This window comes from Cupriavidus lacunae (assembly GCF_003353055.1).
Lineage (GTDB): Bacteria > Pseudomonadota > Gammaproteobacteria > Burkholderiales > Burkholderiaceae > Cupriavidus > Cupriavidus lacunae.
The window spans coordinates 14,027-32,281 of the sequence record NZ_QKWJ01000023.1 but is presented as its reverse complement, the minus strand read 5'-3'; the positions used below and the strand labels follow the sequence as shown (position 1 = coordinate 32,281).

At 68.5% G+C, this 18,255-nt stretch carries 12 protein-coding genes and 1 pseudogene; 6 read left to right on the top strand and 7 right to left on the bottom strand.

The genetic code is table 11. The annotated features are described in order from the left end of the window. Nucleotides 1–72: 72 nt before the first annotated feature. Both DN412_RS19020 and DN412_RS19015 read left to right on the top strand, forming a co-directional pair. The gene (locus DN412_RS19020) at nucleotides 73–1,161 is read left to right on the top strand and encodes a helix-turn-helix domain-containing protein (protein ID WP_115213022.1); all 1,089 of its coding nucleotides are present in this window, start codon (nucleotides 73–75) and stop codon (nucleotides 1,159–1,161) included. A 183-nt stretch (nucleotides 1,162–1,344) separates the two neighbouring features. Continuing rightward, the gene (locus tag DN412_RS19015; RefSeq protein ID WP_115213021.1) at nucleotides 1,345–2,682 is read left to right on the top strand and encodes an aspartate aminotransferase family protein; all 1,338 of its coding nucleotides are present in this window, start codon (nucleotides 1,345–1,347) and stop codon (nucleotides 2,680–2,682) included. A gap of 55 nt (nucleotides 2,683–2,737) precedes the next feature. Here the strand turns inward: DN412_RS19015 and DN412_RS19010 are convergent, their stop codons facing one another. The 3 genes from DN412_RS19010 to DN412_RS19000 all read right to left on the bottom strand — a co-directional run bounded on the left by DN412_RS19010 (nucleotide 2,738) and on the right by DN412_RS19000 (nucleotide 6,129). Then, nucleotides 2,738–3,895 (bottom strand): methyl-accepting chemotaxis protein, encoded by a 1,158-nt coding sequence (locus DN412_RS19010; protein ID WP_115213020.1) that lies wholly within the window; start codon nucleotides 3,893–3,895, stop codon nucleotides 2,738–2,740. Nucleotides 3,896–4,081: 186 nt separating this feature from the next. Then, complete coding sequence (locus tag DN412_RS19005; protein ID WP_115213019.1) at nucleotides 4,082–5,065, bottom strand: Bug family tripartite tricarboxylate transporter substrate binding protein; 984 nt, start codon at nucleotides 5,063–5,065, stop codon at nucleotides 4,082–4,084. 107 nt (nucleotides 5,066–5,172) lie between these two features. Next, the gene (locus DN412_RS19000) at nucleotides 5,173–6,129 is read right to left on the bottom strand and encodes a LysR substrate-binding domain-containing protein (RefSeq protein ID WP_115213018.1); all 957 of its coding nucleotides are present in this window, start codon (nucleotides 6,127–6,129) and stop codon (nucleotides 5,173–5,175) included. 125 nt (nucleotides 6,130–6,254) lie between these two features. Here DN412_RS19000 and DN412_RS18995 point away from each other — a divergent pair, with 125 nt between their 5' ends. Both DN412_RS18995 and DN412_RS18990 read left to right on the top strand, forming a co-directional pair. Beyond that, nucleotides 6,255–7,427, top strand: coding sequence for a CaiB/BaiF CoA transferase family protein (locus DN412_RS18995; RefSeq protein WP_115213017.1), 1,173 nt, complete (start codon nucleotides 6,255–6,257; stop codon nucleotides 7,425–7,427). 12 nt (nucleotides 7,428–7,439) lie between these two features. Continuing rightward, nucleotides 7,440–8,261, top strand: coding sequence for an HpcH/HpaI aldolase/citrate lyase family protein (locus tag DN412_RS18990; protein WP_115213016.1), 822 nt, complete (start codon nucleotides 7,440–7,442; stop codon nucleotides 8,259–8,261). 18 nt (nucleotides 8,262–8,279) lie between these two features. On the opposite strand, the gene DN412_RS18985 is transcribed toward DN412_RS18990, so the two are convergent. Together DN412_RS18985 and DN412_RS18980 are read right to left on the bottom strand one after the other, a co-directional pair. Beyond that, on the bottom strand, nucleotides 8,280–9,605 hold the full coding sequence (locus tag DN412_RS18985) for an MFS transporter (protein WP_115213015.1): 1,326 nt from the start codon (nucleotides 9,603–9,605) through the stop codon (nucleotides 8,280–8,282). 65 nt (nucleotides 9,606–9,670) lie between these two features. Then, a complete protein-coding gene (locus DN412_RS18980; RefSeq protein ID WP_115213014.1) occupies nucleotides 9,671–10,840 on the bottom strand; it encodes a M20 aminoacylase family protein in 1,170 nt (389 codons plus the stop codon). A gap of 119 nt (nucleotides 10,841–10,959) precedes the next feature. Between DN412_RS18980 and DN412_RS18975 the strand changes: the two are divergent. Next, nucleotides 10,960–11,918, top strand: a pseudogene (locus tag DN412_RS18975) (LysR family transcriptional regulator). A 76-nt stretch (nucleotides 11,919–11,994) separates the two neighbouring features. Here DN412_RS18975 and DN412_RS18970 read toward each other — a convergent pair. Further along, entirely contained in the window at nucleotides 11,995–12,615 is a 621-nt protein-coding gene (locus DN412_RS18970) for a flavodoxin family protein (protein WP_115213082.1), read from the bottom strand. A gap of 311 nt (nucleotides 12,616–12,926) precedes the next feature. On the opposite strand from DN412_RS18970, the gene DN412_RS18965 reads away from it, so the two are divergent. Beyond that, complete coding sequence (locus DN412_RS18965; protein ID WP_115213081.1) at nucleotides 12,927–15,116, top strand: TonB-dependent receptor family protein; 2,190 nt, start codon at nucleotides 12,927–12,929, stop codon at nucleotides 15,114–15,116. Nucleotides 15,117–15,302: 186 nt separating this feature from the next. On the opposite strand, the gene DN412_RS18960 is transcribed toward DN412_RS18965, so the two are convergent. Then, nucleotides 15,303–18,164, bottom strand: a complete 2,862-nt coding sequence (locus DN412_RS18960) for an AMP-binding protein (RefSeq protein WP_115213013.1) — start codon at nucleotides 18,162–18,164, stop codon at nucleotides 15,303–15,305. Between the last annotated feature and the right edge of the window lie 91 nt (nucleotides 18,165–18,255).

Below are 18,255 nucleotides of genomic sequence, written 5' to 3'. Positions count from 1 at the left end.
CGATTTGCGGTGATGGTGTAAGGTTCGAGTTACTCAATTCACCATCGGTTGAAAAAAAGCGGAGAGATGCCCATGACGGAAGACACTTTTGCCACGCGCCTGAAGGGGGTGCTGGAAGGCAAAAGGATCATGCTCAAGCAGGTGGCAGAGGCGCTTTCGGTGTCGCCGTCGGCGGTGCACAAGTGGACGCGAGGCGGTGAGATCGAATACGAGCGGCTGCTAGCGCTGGCGCGCTTCCTGGGCGTCAACTGGCTGTGGCTGCGCTACGGCGAGCAGGCCATTGCCGACCTGGAGGCCAGCACCGCCTCTGACCCGCATATCAAGGAGCTGCGCCAGAAGCACCTGGCGGAAATCATGGAGAGCGAGGCGCGCATGAAGTTCGCGCAGGAGGTCTCGGGCATCGTCACGTGGGAATGGAATGTGCTGACCGATGGCCTGACCTACTCGTCCAACGACGTCACGCTGTTCGGCCGCCATATCCGCAACATGGACGACTTCTGGGCCTGCGTCCATCCGGCCGACGTGGCGCGCCTGCGCGAGGTGCTGGCGCGTACGCTGGGCGCGCAGGAGATGCACGAGTGGGAGTTCCGCGTCGTGCACGAGGACACCACGCGCTGGATTTCCTCGCGGGCCACGCTGGTGCGCGACTTCGACCAGCGCCCGGTCAAGATGATAGGCGTCAGCCTGGACATCACCGAACGGCGCCGCGCCGAGGCCGCACTGCGCCAGAACGAGGCGCTGCTGGCCAAGGCGCAGGAGATTGCCCACCTGGGCGGCTGGTACTGGAATATCCAGACCGACGACTGCGCCTGGACCGACGAGGCCTACCGCATCTTCGGCTGGGCCCCGCAGGCGTTCAAGGTGACCATGGACCGCTACCTGGCGTCGATCATCGAGGAAGACCGCGCCCGCGTGCAGGCCGCCATCCGCGCAACCATCGTCGACAAGGCGCCGTACAGTGTCGACTACCGCATCCTGCTGCCCGACGGCAGCCATCGCGATATCCATGAGGAAGGCGAGGTCACGCTGGACGAGAACGGCAACGCCCTGACCATGGTCGGCGCCTCGCAGGATGTCACCGCTCCGGCTGCGCCAGCGCCAGCCGGCGGCGCCAAGGCCCCGCGCAAGCGTGCGGCGGACAAGCCACGCACATCAGCCTGACAGGGGGCGAGTGCGGCATGTATTGCCGCCCTTTTTCATTGCGACGGGCCTTTCACGTCATGCGGTGGCATAAAATCGTTTGTTGCAGATAAGGAAGTTGTGGAGCGTTTGTTTCGCGTTCCGCTATGATGGCATCTCCCACAGCGCCGGACCCCTCGCGCCTGTACCAGGAGGAGATCCATCATGACCCACGTATTCCATCGCAATCCGCGCCAGAAGCTGCCCGTTGCCGTTGCCGGGCAGGGCATCGAACTGATCGACAGCGAAGGCCGCCGCTATCTTGACGCCTCCGGCGGCGCTGCCGTGTCTTGCCTGGGGCACGGCCATCCGCGCGTGATCGAGGCGATCAAGGCGCAGCTCGACACCATCGCCTACGCGCACACCTCGTTCTTCACCACGGAGGTGTCGGAAACGCTGGCCGAGACCCTGATGCAGGCCGCCCCGGGCGAGCTTGACCATGTCTACTTTGTCTCGGGCGGGTCCGAGGCGGTGGAGTCGGCGCTGAAGCTGGCGCGCCAGTACTTTGTCGAAGTGGGCCAGCCCAGCCGCCGCCACTTCATCGCGCGCCGCCAGAGCTACCACGGCAATACGCTGGGCGCGCTCGCCATCGGGGGCAACGCCTGGCGGCGCGAGCCCTTCCTGCCGCTGCTGGTGCCGGCGCACCACGTGTCGCCGTGCTATGCGTACCGCGACCAGCAAGCCGGCGAGACCGACGCGCAGTACGCACAGCGCCTGGCCGACGAGCTGGAAGCGAAGTTCCTGGAACTGGGCCCCGATACCGTGGCCGCCTTTGTCGCCGAAACCGTGGTGGGTGCCACTGCCGGCGCGGTGCCGCCGGTGGGCGATTACCTGAAGCGCATCCGCGCCGTGTGCGACAAATACGGTGTGCTGCTGATCCTTGACGAAGTGATGTCAGGCATGGGCCGCACCGGCTACCTGTTCGCGTGCGAAGAGGACGGCGTGGTGCCCGATATCGTCACCATCGCCAAGGGCCTGGGCGCCGGCTACCAGCCGATCGGCGCCATGCTGTCGACGCGCCGGATCTACGACGCCATCGTCGGCGGCAGCGGCTTCTTCCAGCACGGTCACACCTATATCGGCCACGCTACCGCCTGCGCCGCGGCGCTGGCGGTGCAGCGCACCATTGCCGAAGACAAGCTGCTGGCCAACGTGCTCGCGCGCGGCGAGCAACTGCGCGAGCGGCTGCGCGAGGCGCTGGGCGATCATCCCAACCTGGGCGATATCCGCGGACGCGGCTTGTTCGTTGGCGTGGAGTTCGTGGCCGAGCGCGACAGCAAGGCCACGCTCGATCCGGCGCTGAAGACGCATGCGCGGCTGAAATCTGCCGCGATGCAGAATGGCCTGCTGGTCTATCCGATGGGGGGCACGGTCGATGGCGTGCGTGGCGACCACGTGCTGTTCGCGCCGCCGTTTATTTGCACGCCGCAGGATATCGACCGGATTGTGGAGCGTTTTGCGGGGGCGGTGCAGGCGGTGCTGCCGGCTGGCGTCACGGCTTGAATTGCTGAAAGGCCACACCAGCGGTCAGCGGTCCGTGGCGGCAGCGCCGCCCGCATCAGGCGAATGCCGCGACCTGCCTGAATGCACCATGCCCCGAGGCCACCGCTGACGCCGGTTCAGCATCCAGCTTGAACTCACCCACCACGCGCTGCAGCTCCGTAGCCTGACCCGCCAGCTCGTGCGACGCGCTGGCCGCCTGCTCCACCAGCGCCGCATTCTGCTGCGTCACCGTATCCATCTGCGCCACGGCCTCATTGACCTGTGCGATGCCGGCGCTCTGCTGTTCAGACGCTGCGGTGATCTCGCCCAGCAGCCCGGTCACGCTGGCCACCGCCTGAACGATCTCCTGCATGGTTTCCCCGGCCTGGCCCACCAGCGCCGAGCCGCTGTCCACCTGCTGCACCGAATCGTCGATCAGCTGCTTGATCTCGCGCGCCGCCGACGCACTGCGTTGCGCCAGCGTGCGCACCTCGCCCGCCACCACGGCAAAGCCGCGCCCCTGCTCGCCCGCGCGCGCCGCCTCCACCGCGGCGTTCAGCGCCAGGATATTGGTCTGGAAGGCAATGCCTTCGATCACTTCGATGATGTCCGTGACCTTGCGCGAGCTGGCGCTGATCGCCGACATGGTCTGCACCACATTGCCCACCACTTCGCCACCGCGCGCAGCGATGCCCGATGCGGTTGCCGCCAGCCCGTTGGCGGTGCGTGCACGTTCGGTGTTCTGCTGCACCATCGAGGTCAGCTCGCCCATGCTCGACGCCGTCTCTTCCAGCGCCGCCGCCTGCTCCTCCGTGCGCTGCGACAGGTCGGTATTGCCCGCGGCAATCTGGTGCGAAGCGGTGGTGATCGAATCGGTGGAAGCGCGGATGCGCGTCACCAGGTCGGTCAGCATGTCTTCCATCTCGCCCAGGCCACCCAGCAGCCGGCCAAACTCGCCGCCACGCTCGGTGTTGAACTCCTGGCTGAGGTCGCCTGCCGCCACGGTCTCGGCAATGTAGACCGCTTCGGACAGCGGCGCCTCGATGCTGCGCGCCAGTCCCCAGACCGCGCCCATCGCCAGGCATAGCCCGCCCACGCCCAGCGCGATCAGCAGGCGGCGCACATCGTCCGCATCCTGCATCCGCGGCAATGCCACCGCGATCCCGATCGCCATCAGCGACCACATGGCGCCAAACGCCGCGCCCAGGCGTATGCGAATCCCCAGGTTCTGCATGTCTCTCTCCCCGTTCTGTTCAGACTCCACCACCCCAGAAATGCAGGCACCGGCGTGCCGGCTGGCTGTCTTGCCAAATGTCTTGGCTGGCCAACTCATACTTAACGGCAGGGTGGGCGTAGTCTTTAGCAGATTCCTGGGCAAGCCGCCCTATGCGGCGACAGCGTAGTCCGTATGGCCGCGGGCTCAGTCCACCTGCGCGCCCGAAGCCTTCACGATGCGCGCCCACTTGTCCATGTCGGACACCAGCATCTTGCTGAATTGCTGCGGCGTGCCGGTCATGACTTCCGCGCCCTGTGCGGCCAGCTTGTCGCGCAGGGTCTTGTCCGCCAGGATCTCCTGCATGGTCTGGGTGAGCTTTTGGGTCACGTCCTTGGGCGTGCCCTTGACCGCGAACAGGCCGACCCAGAGGTCGCCGCTATAGCCGGGCACGGTTTCGCTGATCGCCGGAATGTCCGGCGCGAACGGCGAGCGCCTGGCGGAACTGACGCCGAGCGCGCGCACCTTGCCCGCCTTGATATGGGCCAGCACCGACGGCAGGCTGGCGAAGGCCAGTGGCACCTGGTTGCCCAGCACATCGTTCAGCGCCGGCGCGACCCCCTTGTACGGCACGTGCTCGAGCTTGATGCCGGCCATGCTGTTGAGCATCTCGCCCAGCAGGTGGTTCAGCGTGCCATTTCCCGCCGAGGCAAAGCGGTAGTAGTCGGGCTTTGCCTTGGCCATCGCGATCAGCTCGGACAGCGACCTGGCGGGGAAGGCGGGATTGGCCACCAGCACGTTCGGCACGCTCGCCACCGGGGCGATCGGCTCGAAATCCTTGATCGGGTCGAACGGGATGCTCCGGTACAGCGACGGATTGATCGCCTGCGTGCTGCTGATGGTCATCAGCAGCGTGTAGCCGTCCGGCGTGGCGCGCGCCGCGGCCTGGGTGCCGATATTGCCGCCGGCGCCGGGGCGGTTTTCCACCACCACCTGCTGGCCGAGACGCTGCGACAGGGCCACCGCGACCAGGCGCGCGACGATATCGTTGGTGCCGCCCGGTGCCTGCGGCACGATCATCTGGATGGGCTTGGACGGATAGGGGTCGGCGGCGAGGGCCTTGGCGCTGAACAGCGGCAGGCAGGCGGCCAGGGCAGCGGCGGCTGCCAGGGCGCGGCGGGTGCATTGCATGGTGTCTCCAGGAGTTGCGGGGCCGTGAATCCCGGCCCGGGCTGGTGGCAACTCTAGCCGACTGCCGCGCTGGCGTGAAATTCAATCGCCGACTACGGGCATAAGTTTTATTGATCGGCCATGGGGGGTGGCTTCAGCGACCCGCCCGCCGCAATGCGCCCGGCCACCAGTTCGCGCAACACCTCCGCCACGGCCTCGGCCGCGCTGGTGCGCGGCAGCGCGCGTGGCCAGCACAGCGACAGCGTGCGGCGCAGCTCCGGCACGATCAGGTGCCGCGGCACCTCGCTGTCCGCCTCGGACAGCGACGATGCAGGCAGGACGGTGCAGGCGAGGCCCTCACGCGCGGTCGCCAGCAGGAAGGGCAGCGAATCCAGGTCGGCCACCACGTTCATCGGCACGCCGGCCTGCGCGAAGGCAAGTTCGACCACTTCGCGCAGACCCTGCGAGCCGCTTGGCAGCACGAGTGGCAGATCAGCCAGGGCCTTGATCGCGACCGTAGCACCTTCCGTGCTGGCCTGCGGCCGAGCCTTCCCCCGTCCGCGCGCCACGGGAAGCGTCCCGACCACGTACAGCGATTCGCTCGCCAGCCGCTCCAGTTCCACCGCGCGCGACGGCACATCGCGGAACAGGATCGCGAAATCGAGCCGGTTGTGGTCCAGCAGCTCCGAGATATAGCCGCTCATGCTCTCGAAGAGCTGGAGCCGGATCTGCGGATAGCGGGCGCGCACGACGCGGATCAGCGGCATGCCGAATGCCGCTGCCGCGGTGGTGGGCAGGCCGATGGCAACCATGCCGGTGACATCCGTGCCCGCCACCCGGACCTCGGCGCCTGCGATCTCCACCTGGCGCAGGATATTGCGCGCGTGGCGATAGAGCGTGCGGCCGGCTTCCGTCGGCTTGACGCCCTTGGCGCCGCGTTGGACCAGCGGCACACCCAGCTCTTTCTCCAGCGCCGCCAGTTGCTGGCTGAGTGCGGGCTGCGCCACGCAGACCACTTCGGCGGCCCGTGTCAGGCTGCCCTGGTCGACGATGGCGATGAAATAGCGCATGGCGCGCAGGTCCATGACAGGCTCCGGGGGAATTCCAAAGTATTCATTTTACTTATGATCCCCTCGGCAATCGGTATTTCCCAGGTGCGGCCCGGTCCGGTAGATTGGCGTCAGGACATTGCGCAAAACCAGATACCACCATGGCCCACCCACTCGAAGGCATTACCGTCGTTTCCCTGGAGCAGGCGATCGCAGCCCCGTTCTGCACCCGCCAGCTGGCGGACCTGGGCGCGCGCATCATCAAGATCGAGCGGCCCGGCAGCGGCGACTTTGCCCGCGCCTACGACACGCGCGTGCGGGGCTTGTCTTCGCACTTCGTCTGGACCAACCGCTCCAAGGAGAGCCTGACGCTCGACGTCAAGCACGCAGCGGCCGCGCCCGTGCTGGCCGGCCTGCTCGAACGCGCGGACGTGCTGGTGCAGAACCTCGCGCCCGGCGCGGCCGCGCGCCTGGGCCTGGACTTCGACAGCCTGAGCGAGAAGTACCCGCGCCTGATCGTGTGCGATATCTCGGGCTATGGCAGCGACGGCCCGTACCGCGACAAGAAGGCCTACGACCTGCTGGTCCAGAGCGAGTCCGGCTTTGTCTCCGTGACCGGCACGCCGGAGGACGGCGTCAAGGCCGGCGCCTCGGTGGCCGACATCGCGGCCGGCATGTATGCCTACACCAATATCCTTGCCGCGCTGCTGGAACGCGGCAAGACCGGGCGCGGCAAGCGCATCGACATCTCGATGCTTGAGTCGATGGTGGAGTGGATGGGCTTTCCGCTCTACTACGCCTTCGATGGCGCCGAACCGCCGCCGCGCGCGGGCGCGGCGCACGCCACCATCTATCCCTATGGCCCGTTTCCCACTGGCGATGGCAAGACCGTGATGCTGGGGCTGCAGAACGAGCGCGAGTGGGTCGTGTTCTGTCAGGCGGTGCTGGGGGAACCGGATCTGGCCACGCATCCGGACTTTGCCAGCAACAGCCTGCGCAACCAGAACCGCGCGGCGCTGCGCGCGCGCATCGTCGAAAGCTTCTCGGGCCTGAGCGCCACCGAGGTGGTCGACCGGCTAGAGGCCGCAAAGATTGCCAATGCGCGCGTCAACACCATTGCCGATGTATGGGACCACCCGCAACTGGCCGCGCGTCAGCGCTGGCGCCAGGTCGACACGCCGGTGGGCCCCGTGCCGGCGCTGCTGCCGCCGGGCATGACCGAAGCACGCATGGACCCGATTCCGTCGCTAGGTGCGAACACCGATGCCATCCTGGCCGAACTGGGCCAGAACGCGGAACAGATTGCCGCGTTGCGTTCGGCCGGCGCAGTCTGAGAGGAAGCAGTCATGTCGATCACCAATCCGCGCAGCTACCTGTTTGTTCCGGCCTCGCGCCCGGAGCGCATCGCCAAGGCGATCGGCTCGGGTGCCGATGCCGTCATCGTCGATTTCGAGGATGCGGTCGCGCCCGCTGACAAGGGGCAGGCCCGCGACGGGCTTGCCGCCCCATGGGGCGCGCTATATGAGCAGGCAGCGGCGGCTGGCGTCGCCATGCTGGTGCGCATCAACGGGGCCGATACCGCGTACTACGAAGACGACCTCGCCTGGTGCCGCGCGCAGGGTGTTTCAGGCATCGTGCTGCCGAAGGCCGATCCGGCCGGCGTGAATGCGTTGGCTGCGGCATTGCCCGGTGTGCGTTGTTTCCCGCTGGTCGAGAACGCCGCCGGCTTCGCCGGCTTGCGCGAACTGGCCCGTGCCGGCAGCGTGGTCCGGCTGCTGTTCGGCAGCATCGACCTGATGTTCGATCTCGACGTGCAGGACGACGGCGAAGCGCTGCACTACTTTCGCAGCCGGCTGGTGCTTCATTCCCGCGCGGCGGGTTTGCCCGCGCCCGTGGATGGCGTCTGCACCGCGATCGGCGACGATGCCGCACTTGCCGCGGAAACGCGCCGCGCCCGCAACTTCGGCTTTGGCGCCAAGCTGCTGATCCATCCGGGCCAGGTCCGCGGCGTGCACGACGGCCTGGCGCCGTCGGCCGATGAACGGCACTGGGCCGGGCGTGTCATGGCCGCGGCCACCGCCGCGGATGGCGCAGCGGTGGCAGTCGACGGCAAGATGGTGGACCGCCCGGTGCTGGAACGCGCGCGCCGGATCCTGGCCGGCGCGTAGTGTCCTGTTCCGGCACCGTCAGTCCAGCCGCTTGCCAGCCGTCTCCGGCACCATCGCCAGCCCGATCAGCGAAATCAGGCCGCAGCCGATCACATACAGCGCCGGTGCGCTGGCATTGCCGGTCAGCTCGATCAGCCAGGTGGCGATCAGCTGCGCGAAGCCACCGAACACCAGCACGCCGATGCAATAGACCACCGATAACCCACTGGCGCGGATGCGGCGCGGGAAGAGTTCGGTGATCAGCACCACGGACGGCACCACGTTCAGCACCAGCGGCAGGGCCAGCATCGCGACCACCGCCAGCAGCTTGCCGAGCGACGGCCGTGCGTTGAGCAGCAGGAAGGCGGGATAGACCAGCACCAGCATCGCCACGCGCGACCACAGGATGGCGGGCTTGCGGCCGATGCGGTCGGACAGCCTGCCGGCATACGCGGACAGTGCCACCTGCACCAGCGCGGCGACGCAGCCGGCGGCAATGCTGAGCCCGAGCGGGATCTTCAGCACCGTCACCGCGTAGCTGGTCATGTAGTGCAGCACGATATAGGTGGCCGAGGTGCCGCCGATCGTCACCAGCACGCCGGCCACCACCACGCGGCCGTGTCCGCGGAAGATCTCCGACAGGCCGGCGCGTTCGTGGCCCGGCGCGCCGGCGGCGGGGGCTTCGGCGGTTTCCTCCAGGTGGCGGCGGATATAGAGGCCCAGCGGTATGACCAGGATGCCGATGGCGAACGGCACGCGCCAGCCCCAGCTTTGCAGCGCGTCAGGCGACAGCCCATTGGTCAGCGACAGCCCGACCACCGCACCGAGCAGCACGCTGACGCCCTGGCTGAACAGCTGCCAGCTGCCGTAGTAGCCGCGTGAATGGTCGTCGGCGTACTCCATCAGCAGCGCCGTCGAGGCCCCGACCTCGCCCCCCAGCGCAAAGCCCTGCAGCAGCCGCGCCACCACGATCAGCAGCGGCGCGGCCAGCCCGGCCTGCGCATAGGTAGGCGAAACCACGAACAGCAACGACCCCAGCCCCATCAGCCACAGCGTCAGCGCCATGGCCGGCTTGCGTCCGACACGGTCGGCATAGAGCCCGATCAGCAGGCCGCCGAGCGGGCGTGCGACAAAGCCCACGCCAAACGTAGCCAGCGACAGCATCAGCTGGCCGAAGCTGCCGCTGACCGGGAAGAACAGCTTGCCGATCAGTACCGCAAAGAAGCTGTAGACGGTGAAATCGTAGAATTCGAGGCCGTTGCCGATGGTGATGGCGGCAATCACGCGCCGGCGCGGCGCGGCACGGCTGGCCGGGCGCGGGGCAAACTTGCCGTCGAGCGGCTGCGCGGGCAGGGAAGTGGACATTCGGTGTCTCCGTGGGTGGGGTGGCGCCGGCCTCGGGGCCGGTCTTTGTCGATGGCGGGCGCGGCTTAGCGCAGGTAGCGCTCGACCAGCTTTACCCAGTAGGTGGCCGCAAGCGGCAGGCAGGCGTCGTTGAAGTCGTAGCCCGGGTTGTGCACCATGCATCCGCCCTCGCCATCGCCATTGCCGACGATCAGGTAGCAGCCCGGGCACTCTTCCAGCATGAAAGAGAAGTCCTCGCTGCCGGTCAGCGGCACCATGTTGTCGATCAGGCCGTCCTCGCCCAGCCATTCGCGGGCGACCTCGCGTGCCATTCCGGTGGTGGCGGGGTCGTTGACCAGCACCGGGTAGCGACGGTCGTAATGCACCTCGGCGCTGGCGCCATAGCTTTCGGCCTGGGCATGCGCCAGCGCGGTGATGCGTGCCTGCAGCAGGTCGCGCACCTCGGCTTTCAGCGCGCGCACCGACAGGCGCAGCTCGGCGCTCTCGGGGATCACGTTGGGCGCCTTGCCGGCCTCGATCGCACCGACGGTGACGATGGCCATGTCGAGCGGGTTCACGTTGCGCGCCACCACCGACTGCAAGGCCATCACCATCGACGCGCAGGCCACCACCGGGTCGACCGCCCGGTGCGGCACCGCGCCGTGGCCGCCGCGCCCGGTGACGCGGATCGTGACCGTGTCGGACGACGCCATGAACGGCCCGCCCAGGAAGCCGAACTTGCCGGTCGGGTGGCCGGGCATGTTGTGCAGCGCGAACACCGCATCGCACGGGAACAGGCGGAACAGGCCGTCCCGGATCATCTCGCGCGCGCCGCCCATGCCTTCCTCGGCCGGCTGGAAGATGACGTGCAGCGTGCCCTGGAAGGGCTTGTGAACGGCCAGGTAGCGCGCCGCGGCCAGCAGCGTGGCAGTGTGGCCGTCGTGGCCGCATGCATGCATCTTGCCGTCGATCTTGCTGGCATACGGCAGGCCCGTGGCTTCGTGGATCGGCAGGGCATCCATGTCGGCACGCAGGCCGATGGCGCGGCCTTCGCCGTGACGCAGCGTGCCCACCACGCCGGTGCCGCCCAGGCCGCGATGCACGGCATAGCCCCAGGCCTGCAGGCACTCCGCCACCAGATCGCTGGTGGCGAATTCCTCGAAGCCGAGCTCGGGATGGGCGTGGATGCGGTGGCGCAGGTCCACCATCTCGGCTTCGATGGCGCGAATGCCGGGCAGGACGGGATCTGGATGCATGAGGTCTCCGGGGTCTTGTCGGGGGATTGTCTGGGCCGATCTTATGCAGCGCGCACAAGTGCCGATAGCCGCAATGCTGTTATCCTGACAACCACTGGTTGTCACCATCCCGAACCGCCATGACCATGAAACTCCACCAGATCCAGGCGTTGGTCGCAGTGGCCGATGCCGGCAGCATCCGCGCCGCCGCCCGGCTGGTCGGGCTGTCGCAGGCGGCGGTGACCAAGGCGCTGCGTGAGCTGGAAGGCGAGGCGCGGCTGCCCTTGCTGTCGCGTACCGCCAGCGGCGTGGCGCTGACCGAGGCCGGACAACGGATGCTGGGCCATGCCCGGCTGGTGGTCGGGCAGCTCGCCCGCGCCAGTGAAGAACTGGCTGGCTGCGCGGCGAAGGGGTGGGGCGGCTGAGCATCAGCGTCACGCCGTGGGTCATGCTGACGTTCCTGCCGCGCGTGCTGCTGCGCTTTCGCGAACGCATGCCGGGTGTGCAGGTGGAGATCTTCGAAGGCCTGACCGCGGTGGCCTTGCCTCGTTTGCGCGAAGGCACGCTGGACTTCGCGGTGGGGCCGTTTACGGCCGCGATGTCTACGCAGGAATTCGAGTGCGAGCCGTTGCTGGCGTACACCTCATGCGTGATCGCCCGGCGCGGGCATCCGAGCGCCGGGGAGCGGTCGCTGCACGGACTGCTGGAGCAGGACTGGGTCGTCAACTACACCGCGGCCAGCTACGAGTCCTTCATGCGCAACCTGTTCTGGCAGCATGACGCCCGTATCGACCCGGCACGGCTGCATTGCGCGCACTCCACCGCGCTGCTGCTGGAGCTGATCCGCAATGCCGGCATGATCAGCTATTGCCCGCGGCCGCTCTTGCTGACCGAGTCGATGCGCGGCTGGGTCCACGCCTTTGAACTGGCCGAGCAGTTCGAGACCAGCCGGCTTGGCATCATCACGCGCCACAACGCGATGCGCAGTCCCGCGGCGCAGTGCTTCACCGTCTGCCTGCTGCAGGAAATCCGGCGCCGCGCGCGCTCGGCGGCGGCGAAGGACAGCGAGTTGTTCGACGCACTGGAAGTCTTGTACTGAGCGGCAGGGGCCCGCAACTGCCCTGGCCAAAAAAAATCGGCCCCATGTGAGGCCGATCAGTCTGCGTGTGACGGGATCAGGCGGTTTCTTTCAGTGCCGCCAGCGCACGCCGGCCCGCGACCAGTTGCTGCGCCACTTCGGCCACGCGGGCACCCAGGTGCTCGGCGGTGCGCAAGTCGGCCAGCGGCGGCACCACGTCGGCGCTTTCGTCGGCGTTGGACTGCGCGGCGGCGCCCAGGAAGAAGCCGTGGCGGTTCAGCGAGTCTTCGGTCGACTTGGAGTTGTTGTGGCCCGGGGGCAGGCCCAGGTTGACCCAGTGCATGCCGTGCTGCGCCGCGAAGATCGAGATCTGCTGCAGCGTGGCCAGCTTGTCGCCCGAGCGCGAGGCCGAGTTGGTGAAGCCGGCGGCAACCTTGTTGGCCCACTTGCCGCCCTTGGCAAAGACATTGGGCGAGGTGGCGTCCATAAAGCCCTTGAACTGGGCCGAGGCGCTGCCCATGTAGGTCGGCGCGCCGAAGATGATGGCGTCCACCTGTTCCAGCGTGTCCCAGTGCTGGTCGATGTCCTCGACCGGGATCAGCAGGCTTTCAGCGCCTTCGACATTGCCGGCGCCGCGTGCGACGGCCTGGGCCTGCTTGGCGGTGTGGCCGTAGCCGCTGTGGTAGACGATGGCGACGCGGGTGGAGGCGGTGGTCATGATGGTGGTTCCCTTGGTGATTGCGAAAATCTGAATACCCTTATGCTGCATCGCGTATTGGATTGGTGCGGGTGCGGCGGGTGGTGAATGAAGTGTAGGGCGCCACGGCAGCGGCAGCTTCAGCCATCCCGCAATCACTTGTTGAAATTCTCTGAACATCATTCGGAGGTGCAGGCACCGTCGCATCCGCGGGTTTTCCCCGCGCCCCGGCGCGTGGCAATAGCGGGTCCGACGCGATAAAGTTGCGGCACATCCACCTGTGCCCGGCGCTCGTGCATCCGCGGCAGAACCCGCAACCGCTTCCGATCCCCATGAAACCAGGCGGCAGGCAGAGTTTGGCGGTCCGGCGGCGGCGCCGCTCCGGTATTCCATTCCCGGCCCGCTGCGCACTGGCGCTTGCCGCGCTGGTCCTGGTCAGCGCCGGTGCGCGTGCCGCGGACCCGCCCGGCACGGCGGTGGCGGCCGCTACCGCCGAAACCCTGCCCGACGTGGTGGTCAGCGCCACCCGCAGCGAACAGCGCCGCTTTGATGCGCCCGCCGCGGTCGACAGCGTGCCGGTCGATCCCCTGCGCAGCGCCACGCCGCTGGTGAACCTGTCGGAGGTGCTGGCCGGCGTGCCGGGCGTGGCGGTGCGCGACCGGCAGAACTATTCGCAGGACCTGCAGCTTGCGGTGCGCGGCTTCGGCACGCGCTCGACCTTTGGCGTGCGCGGCGTGCGGCTTTATGTCGACGGCATTCCTGCCACCATGCCCGACGGGCAGGGGCAGGCCTCCACCGCCGACCTTGCCAACGCCGGCCGCGTCGAGGTGCTGCGCGGTCCGTTCGCCCAGCTGTATGGCAATGCGTCGGGCGGCGTGGTGCAGGTGTTCACGCCCGATCCGCCCAAGGATGGCTTTACCGGGCGCGCGTCCACAGGCTTGGGCTCGGACGGCCAGTGGCAGGCCGGCGTGGCGCTGGCCGGCGGCAATGACCGGCTCGGCGGCTCCATTGATGCCTGGACCTACCAGACCGACGGCTACCGCGAGCACAGCGCGGCGCGCCGCTACCAGCTCAATGCCAGGGTGGTGGCGCAGCCGGCCAGCGGCACGCGCGTGACCGGCCAGTTCAACTACTTCAACCAGCCGCTGGCCCAGGACCCGCTGGGGCTGACGCGCGCGCAGGCCGATGCCAGCCCGCGCCAGGCCGTGCCCGCCGCGGTCCAGTTCGATACCGGCAAGAGCGTCGAGCAGACCCAGGCCGGCGTGGTCGTGGACCACCAGCTCACCGAGACCGACAGCCTGTCGGCACGGCTCTACGGCGGCACGCGCAACCTGTACCAGCGGCTGGGCCTCAGCGGCGCCGCGCCCAGTTCGGCCGGCGGCATTGTCGACCTGGGCCGCACCTACGGCGGCGCCGCGCTGTCCTGGACCCGGCGCACCACCACCACCGCCGGCCTGCCCCTGCTGTGGAGCGCCGGGCTTGAAGCCAACGGCATGCGCGACGGCCGCAACGGCTACGTCAACCAGAACGGCACGCAGGGCGCGCTGCGCCGCGATGAAACCGATACCGCGACCGATCTCGGCGCCTTCGCGCAGTTCGACTGGACCTTCCACCCGGCCTGGCAACTGGTGGGCGGCGTGCGCGCCAGCCGGGTGCGGCTTGGCATCGACGACCATTTCATCAATGCGGCCAGTCCCGATGACAGCGGCACCGCGACCTACCACAACGTCAGCCCGGTGCTTGGCGTGGTGTGGCACGCGCTGGATTCGCTCAATGTCTACGCCAACCTTGGCCGCGGCTTCGAGACCCCGACCCTGACCGAGGTCGCCTATGGCCCCGGCGGCGTTGGCAGCAACCTGGGTTTGCAGGCGTCCACCAGCCGCCAGGGCGAGATCGGCATCAAGTGGCAGGCGGCGGGGCAGCGGCTGGAGGCGGCGCTGTTCGATGCCGACAGCCATGACGAGGTGGTGCCGCAATCGAACAACGCCGGGCGCACGGTTTACCAGAATGTCAGCGGCGTGCGCCGGCGCGGTTTCGAGCTGGGCTGGCGCGGCGGCTTTCTCGGCGAGGTGGGCACGCCGGGCAAGGGCGGCGGCAGCCGGATCGAGGCGGGGCTGGCCTATACCTGGCTCGATGCTTATTTTGGCGACAGCTTCGTCAACGCGCAGGGCCAGACCGTGGCCGCCGGCAATCGCCTGCCCGGCACCGCGCGCCACAGCCTGGCCGCCGACCTGTCATGGCGACCGCTCGCGCCGCTGACGCTGGGGGCCGAGCTGCGTGTCGACAGCCGCGTCTACGCCGACGACCTCAATACGCAGGCGGCGCCCGGCTATGCGGTGTTCAACCTGCGCGCCGGCTATGAATTCCGCGTCGGCCCGACCCGCCTCTATGTCTTCGGCCGCGTCGACAACCTCACTGACCGGCGCTACATCGGCTCGGTGATCGTCAACGAGGCCAATGGGCGGTATTTCGAGCCGGCGCCGGGGCGGCGCTTCTTCGTGGGCCTGCGCGCTGCGCTCTGAGTCGCGCATAGGTTGCGGCAGGACACTAGTGTCCTGAATCGCAAGTTCGTTGCATAAGTCTGCCGATAAGCTGCACGATCCGTCGTCGCGAATGCTCGCAAGGCTCCAGCCTTGCTGCGCTTCGCTCCTAGGCTCGCGCACCTTCTCGACAGACTTATTTCTGCAACGAGCTTCCGACTCAGGACACTAGCCCTGCCTTGCATCCCGGCGCGTCGTGCGCCGCGCATCCGGTTCGCCGCAGTAGTGCAGGATCTCGGCGCGGGCGGTGTTGCGCAGGCGCATGGCGGCCGGCCAGTCTGCGCCGTCCGGCCAGAGCGGACTGCCGATGACCACGCCGATCGGTCCCCGGCGCGGCAGCCACTGGCCGTCGCGCAGCACTGAGCGGGTGCCGCGAATGGCGATGGGTACTACCGGCGCGCCGGCCCGCGCGGCCGCCAGGAAAGCGCCAGAGCGGAAGGCCTGCAGCCCCGGCGCGCGGCTGAAGGTGCCTTCGGGGAAGAACAGTGCCGAATGCCCGGCACGCACCGCCGCCACCACGCGCTCCACGTCCTCGTGCTCGCGCACGGTGTCGAAGCGATCGATAAAGTCGGCGCCGATGCTGGCCAGGTAGGTGCCGGGAATGCGCTGGCCCTGCAGCTCGCGCTTGGCGACCATGCGCACCGGCGTGGGCAGAGCCGCCACCAGCACGATGCCGTCCAGGTAGCTGGCGTGGTTCGAGACCAGGACGCAGGGCCGGTCGCGCGGCAGGTGTTCAAGCCCTTGCACGAACCAGGGTACCGCGCCCAGCCTGAGCAACAGCCGGGCGGCGTGGTGGCTGAACGTCCAGCCCAGTGCCGGCCGGTGCAGCGCAACCGCTGCCAGCCACGTCACGGGCGCCAGCGTTGCGAAGAGGATCCAGGTGTAGAGAGCGTAGGACAGGCCCGCGGCGGTCTGCCGGCCGCGCCGCAGCTCCGGCCGGAGCGCGCGCCAGCCAAAGCGCGCGATCTGCAGCCAGGGCGCTTGCACGCCGCGGCCGAGGCGTCCGTGCTCGAAGCGCTCGCGGCAGGCGGCGCGCCGGATCTTGCCGCTCGACGTCTTCAGGATGCTGTGCGGCGGCACCAGGGCGATATGGTCCGGCGGCATGCCCAGCACGTCCAGCGCGGTCTGCAGCGCCTGCCGGTGCAGCGCGCGGCGCGCCTGCACATCCTTCTCGGTGGTTTCCGCCATCACCACGATGCGTTCGGTGCCGCTCTCCGGATCGGGGCTGCCGAACACGGCCACGCAGCCCTTGCGTATGCCGGGGATGGCGCCGACCGCCTGCTCCAGTTCGTAGGGGTAGATATTGCGGCCGCCGCGCACGATGGTTTCCTTGGCGCGCCCGGTGATATAGACCTCGTCGGCGGCGATATAGGCGTAGTCCCCGGTGTTCAGCCAGCCGCGGTCGAACAGCTGGCGGGTCTGCACGGGATTGCGGAAATAGCCGCTGGTGGCCGAAGGGCCGCGGAACTGCAGCAATCCCTCATGCCGCTCGCCCAGTTCGTGCCCGGTGGCGTCGACGATGCGGACTTCGTGGCCAGGCAGCGGCCGGCCGCAGGACGGGAACTCCAGGGTCTCGCGCTGGCCAGGGGACCCGCGTTCGCCAAGGGGCCTGGATGGCACGGCCACGGCAGCGCGCGTGAATTCAGCGCGGTCGATGCAGTCGGCAGCCAGCGCGCGGCCCAGCGGCGGAAAGGTCAGGCCCAGCGAAGCCTCCGCCAGCCCGTACACCGGTGCGGCGGCCTGCGGGCGCAGGCCATAGCGGGCAAAGCGCTCCAGGAAGGCGCGCATGGTCTGCAGGCTCACTGGCTCGGCGCCATTGAAGGCGAAGCGCCAGCTGGACAGGTCCAGCCCGGCGAGGTTGGTACTGGCCAGCTTGCGCAGGCACAGCTCGTAGGCAAAGTTGGGCCCGCCCGAGAGCGTGCCGCGGTGCTTGTGGATTGCCCAGAGCCAGCGCTCGGGCCGCGCCAGGAAGGCCAGCGGCGACATCACCACCAGCGGGTACGCGTAATACAGGCTGCCCAGCCAGGCGCCGATCAGGCCCATGTCGTGATAGAGCGGCAGCCAGCTGACAAAGACGTCCTGCGAGCCGACTGCCAGGGCCTTGCCCATGGCGCGCAGGTTGGCCAGCAGGTTGGCATGGCTGAGCACCACCCCCTTGGGCGAGCCGGTGCTGCCCGAGGTGTATTGCAGCAGGGCGATGTCGTGCGTGCGCGGCATCGCCTGGACCGGGGCGCCGGCGGTGTCCTCCAGCTCCTGCGGCGTGAGCACGCTTTGCAGCGTTCCCGTGCCGGCCTTGAGCAGGGCAGCCAGCGGCCGGGCCTGCGCCACCGTGATCAGGATCGGCGCCTGCGCGTTGGCCAGGATGCCGGCGTGGCGCTGCAGGTGGTCGCCGATCTGCGCCAGCCGCGCCGGCGGATAGAGCGGCACCGGAATCCCGCCGGCCAGCAGGATGCCGCAGAAGCTGTAGAAGTACTCGGGGCTGGTCGGCAGCATGATGGCCACGGTCGTGCCTGCCCGCACGCCGCGGGCGGCCAGCCCGGCAGCGATGGCCGCGGCGCGGTGTTGCAACTGCGCAAAGCTGATTGGCGTGTCTGCGCCGTCGCCGTCCTGCAAGACGATATGGGTGCGCTCCGGGTGGCTGCGCAAGTGCCAGCGCAGCACGTCCGGCAAGGTGGTGGCGCCGTCGGGCGCCTGTGCCGCCGGGGCAGGGCGGGCTTGCCGCAGGTGCGTGGCGCTGGCGCCTGGCGGCAGGTCCTGCGCGGCGAGCAAGGCACGCAGCAGGGCGCGCGGCGTGTCGGCCTGGGCCAGCACCTGCTCCGGCAGGCTGACATCGAAACGGTGCTCGAGGCGCGTCAGCAGTTCGGCGCGCGTCAGGCTGTCGAAGCCGAGGTCGCCTTCGAGCGCGCTGTCCAGCGAGATCGCTGCTTCGGCTTCGGCCTCCGCTGCCGGGTGCATGGCCGCAGACATCTTTCGCACGATGCCGAGCAAGGCATCCTCGTAATTCTGCCTCGGAGATGAGTGTTCTTCCATGCGCGTCTAGCCTTTTCCACGCGCATCGGCGGGCGGGTGCTGGCTGGCCCTGCCTGATGACGCCTGGACTGACACCCCTAAGATAGGCTGC

What these genes read in the sequence shown, in the direction of transcription:
- DN412_RS18995 (WP_115213017.1), top strand. Translation starts at nt 6,255, where the DNA reads ATGGCCCACCCACTCGAAGGCATTACCGTCGTTTCCCTGGAGCAGGCG.
- DN412_RS19010 (WP_115213020.1), bottom strand. Translation starts at nt 3,895, where the DNA reads ATGCAGAACCTGGGGATTCGCATACGCCTGGGCGCGGCGTTTGGCGCC.
- DN412_RS18990 (WP_115213016.1), top strand. Translation starts at nt 7,440, where the DNA reads ATGTCGATCACCAATCCGCGCAGCTACCTGTTTGTTCCGGCCTCGCGC.
- DN412_RS19000 (WP_115213018.1), bottom strand. Translation starts at nt 6,129, where the DNA reads ATGGACCTGCGCGCCATGCGCTATTTCATCGCCATCGTCGACCAGGGC.
- DN412_RS19005 (WP_115213019.1), bottom strand. Translation starts at nt 5,065, where the DNA reads ATGCAATGCACCCGCCGCGCCCTGGCAGCCGCCGCTGCCCTGGCCGCC.
- DN412_RS18970 (WP_115213082.1), bottom strand. Translation starts at nt 12,615, where the DNA reads ATGACCACCGCCTCCACCCGCGTCGCCATCGTCTACCACAGCGGCTAC.
- DN412_RS18960 (WP_115213013.1), bottom strand. Translation starts at nt 18,164, where the DNA reads ATGGAAGAACACTCATCTCCGAGGCAGAATTACGAGGATGCCTTGCTC.
- DN412_RS18985 (WP_115213015.1), bottom strand. Translation starts at nt 9,605, where the DNA reads ATGTCCACTTCCCTGCCCGCGCAGCCGCTCGACGGCAAGTTTGCCCCG.
- DN412_RS18965 (WP_115213081.1), top strand. Translation starts at nt 12,927, where the DNA reads ATGAAACCAGGCGGCAGGCAGAGTTTGGCGGTCCGGCGGCGGCGCCGC.
- DN412_RS18980 (WP_115213014.1), bottom strand. Translation starts at nt 10,840, where the DNA reads ATGCATCCAGATCCCGTCCTGCCCGGCATTCGCGCCATCGAAGCCGAG.
- DN412_RS19015 (WP_115213021.1), top strand. Translation starts at nt 1,345, where the DNA reads ATGACCCACGTATTCCATCGCAATCCGCGCCAGAAGCTGCCCGTTGCC.
- DN412_RS19020 (WP_115213022.1), top strand. Translation starts at nt 73, where the DNA reads ATGACGGAAGACACTTTTGCCACGCGCCTGAAGGGGGTGCTGGAAGGC.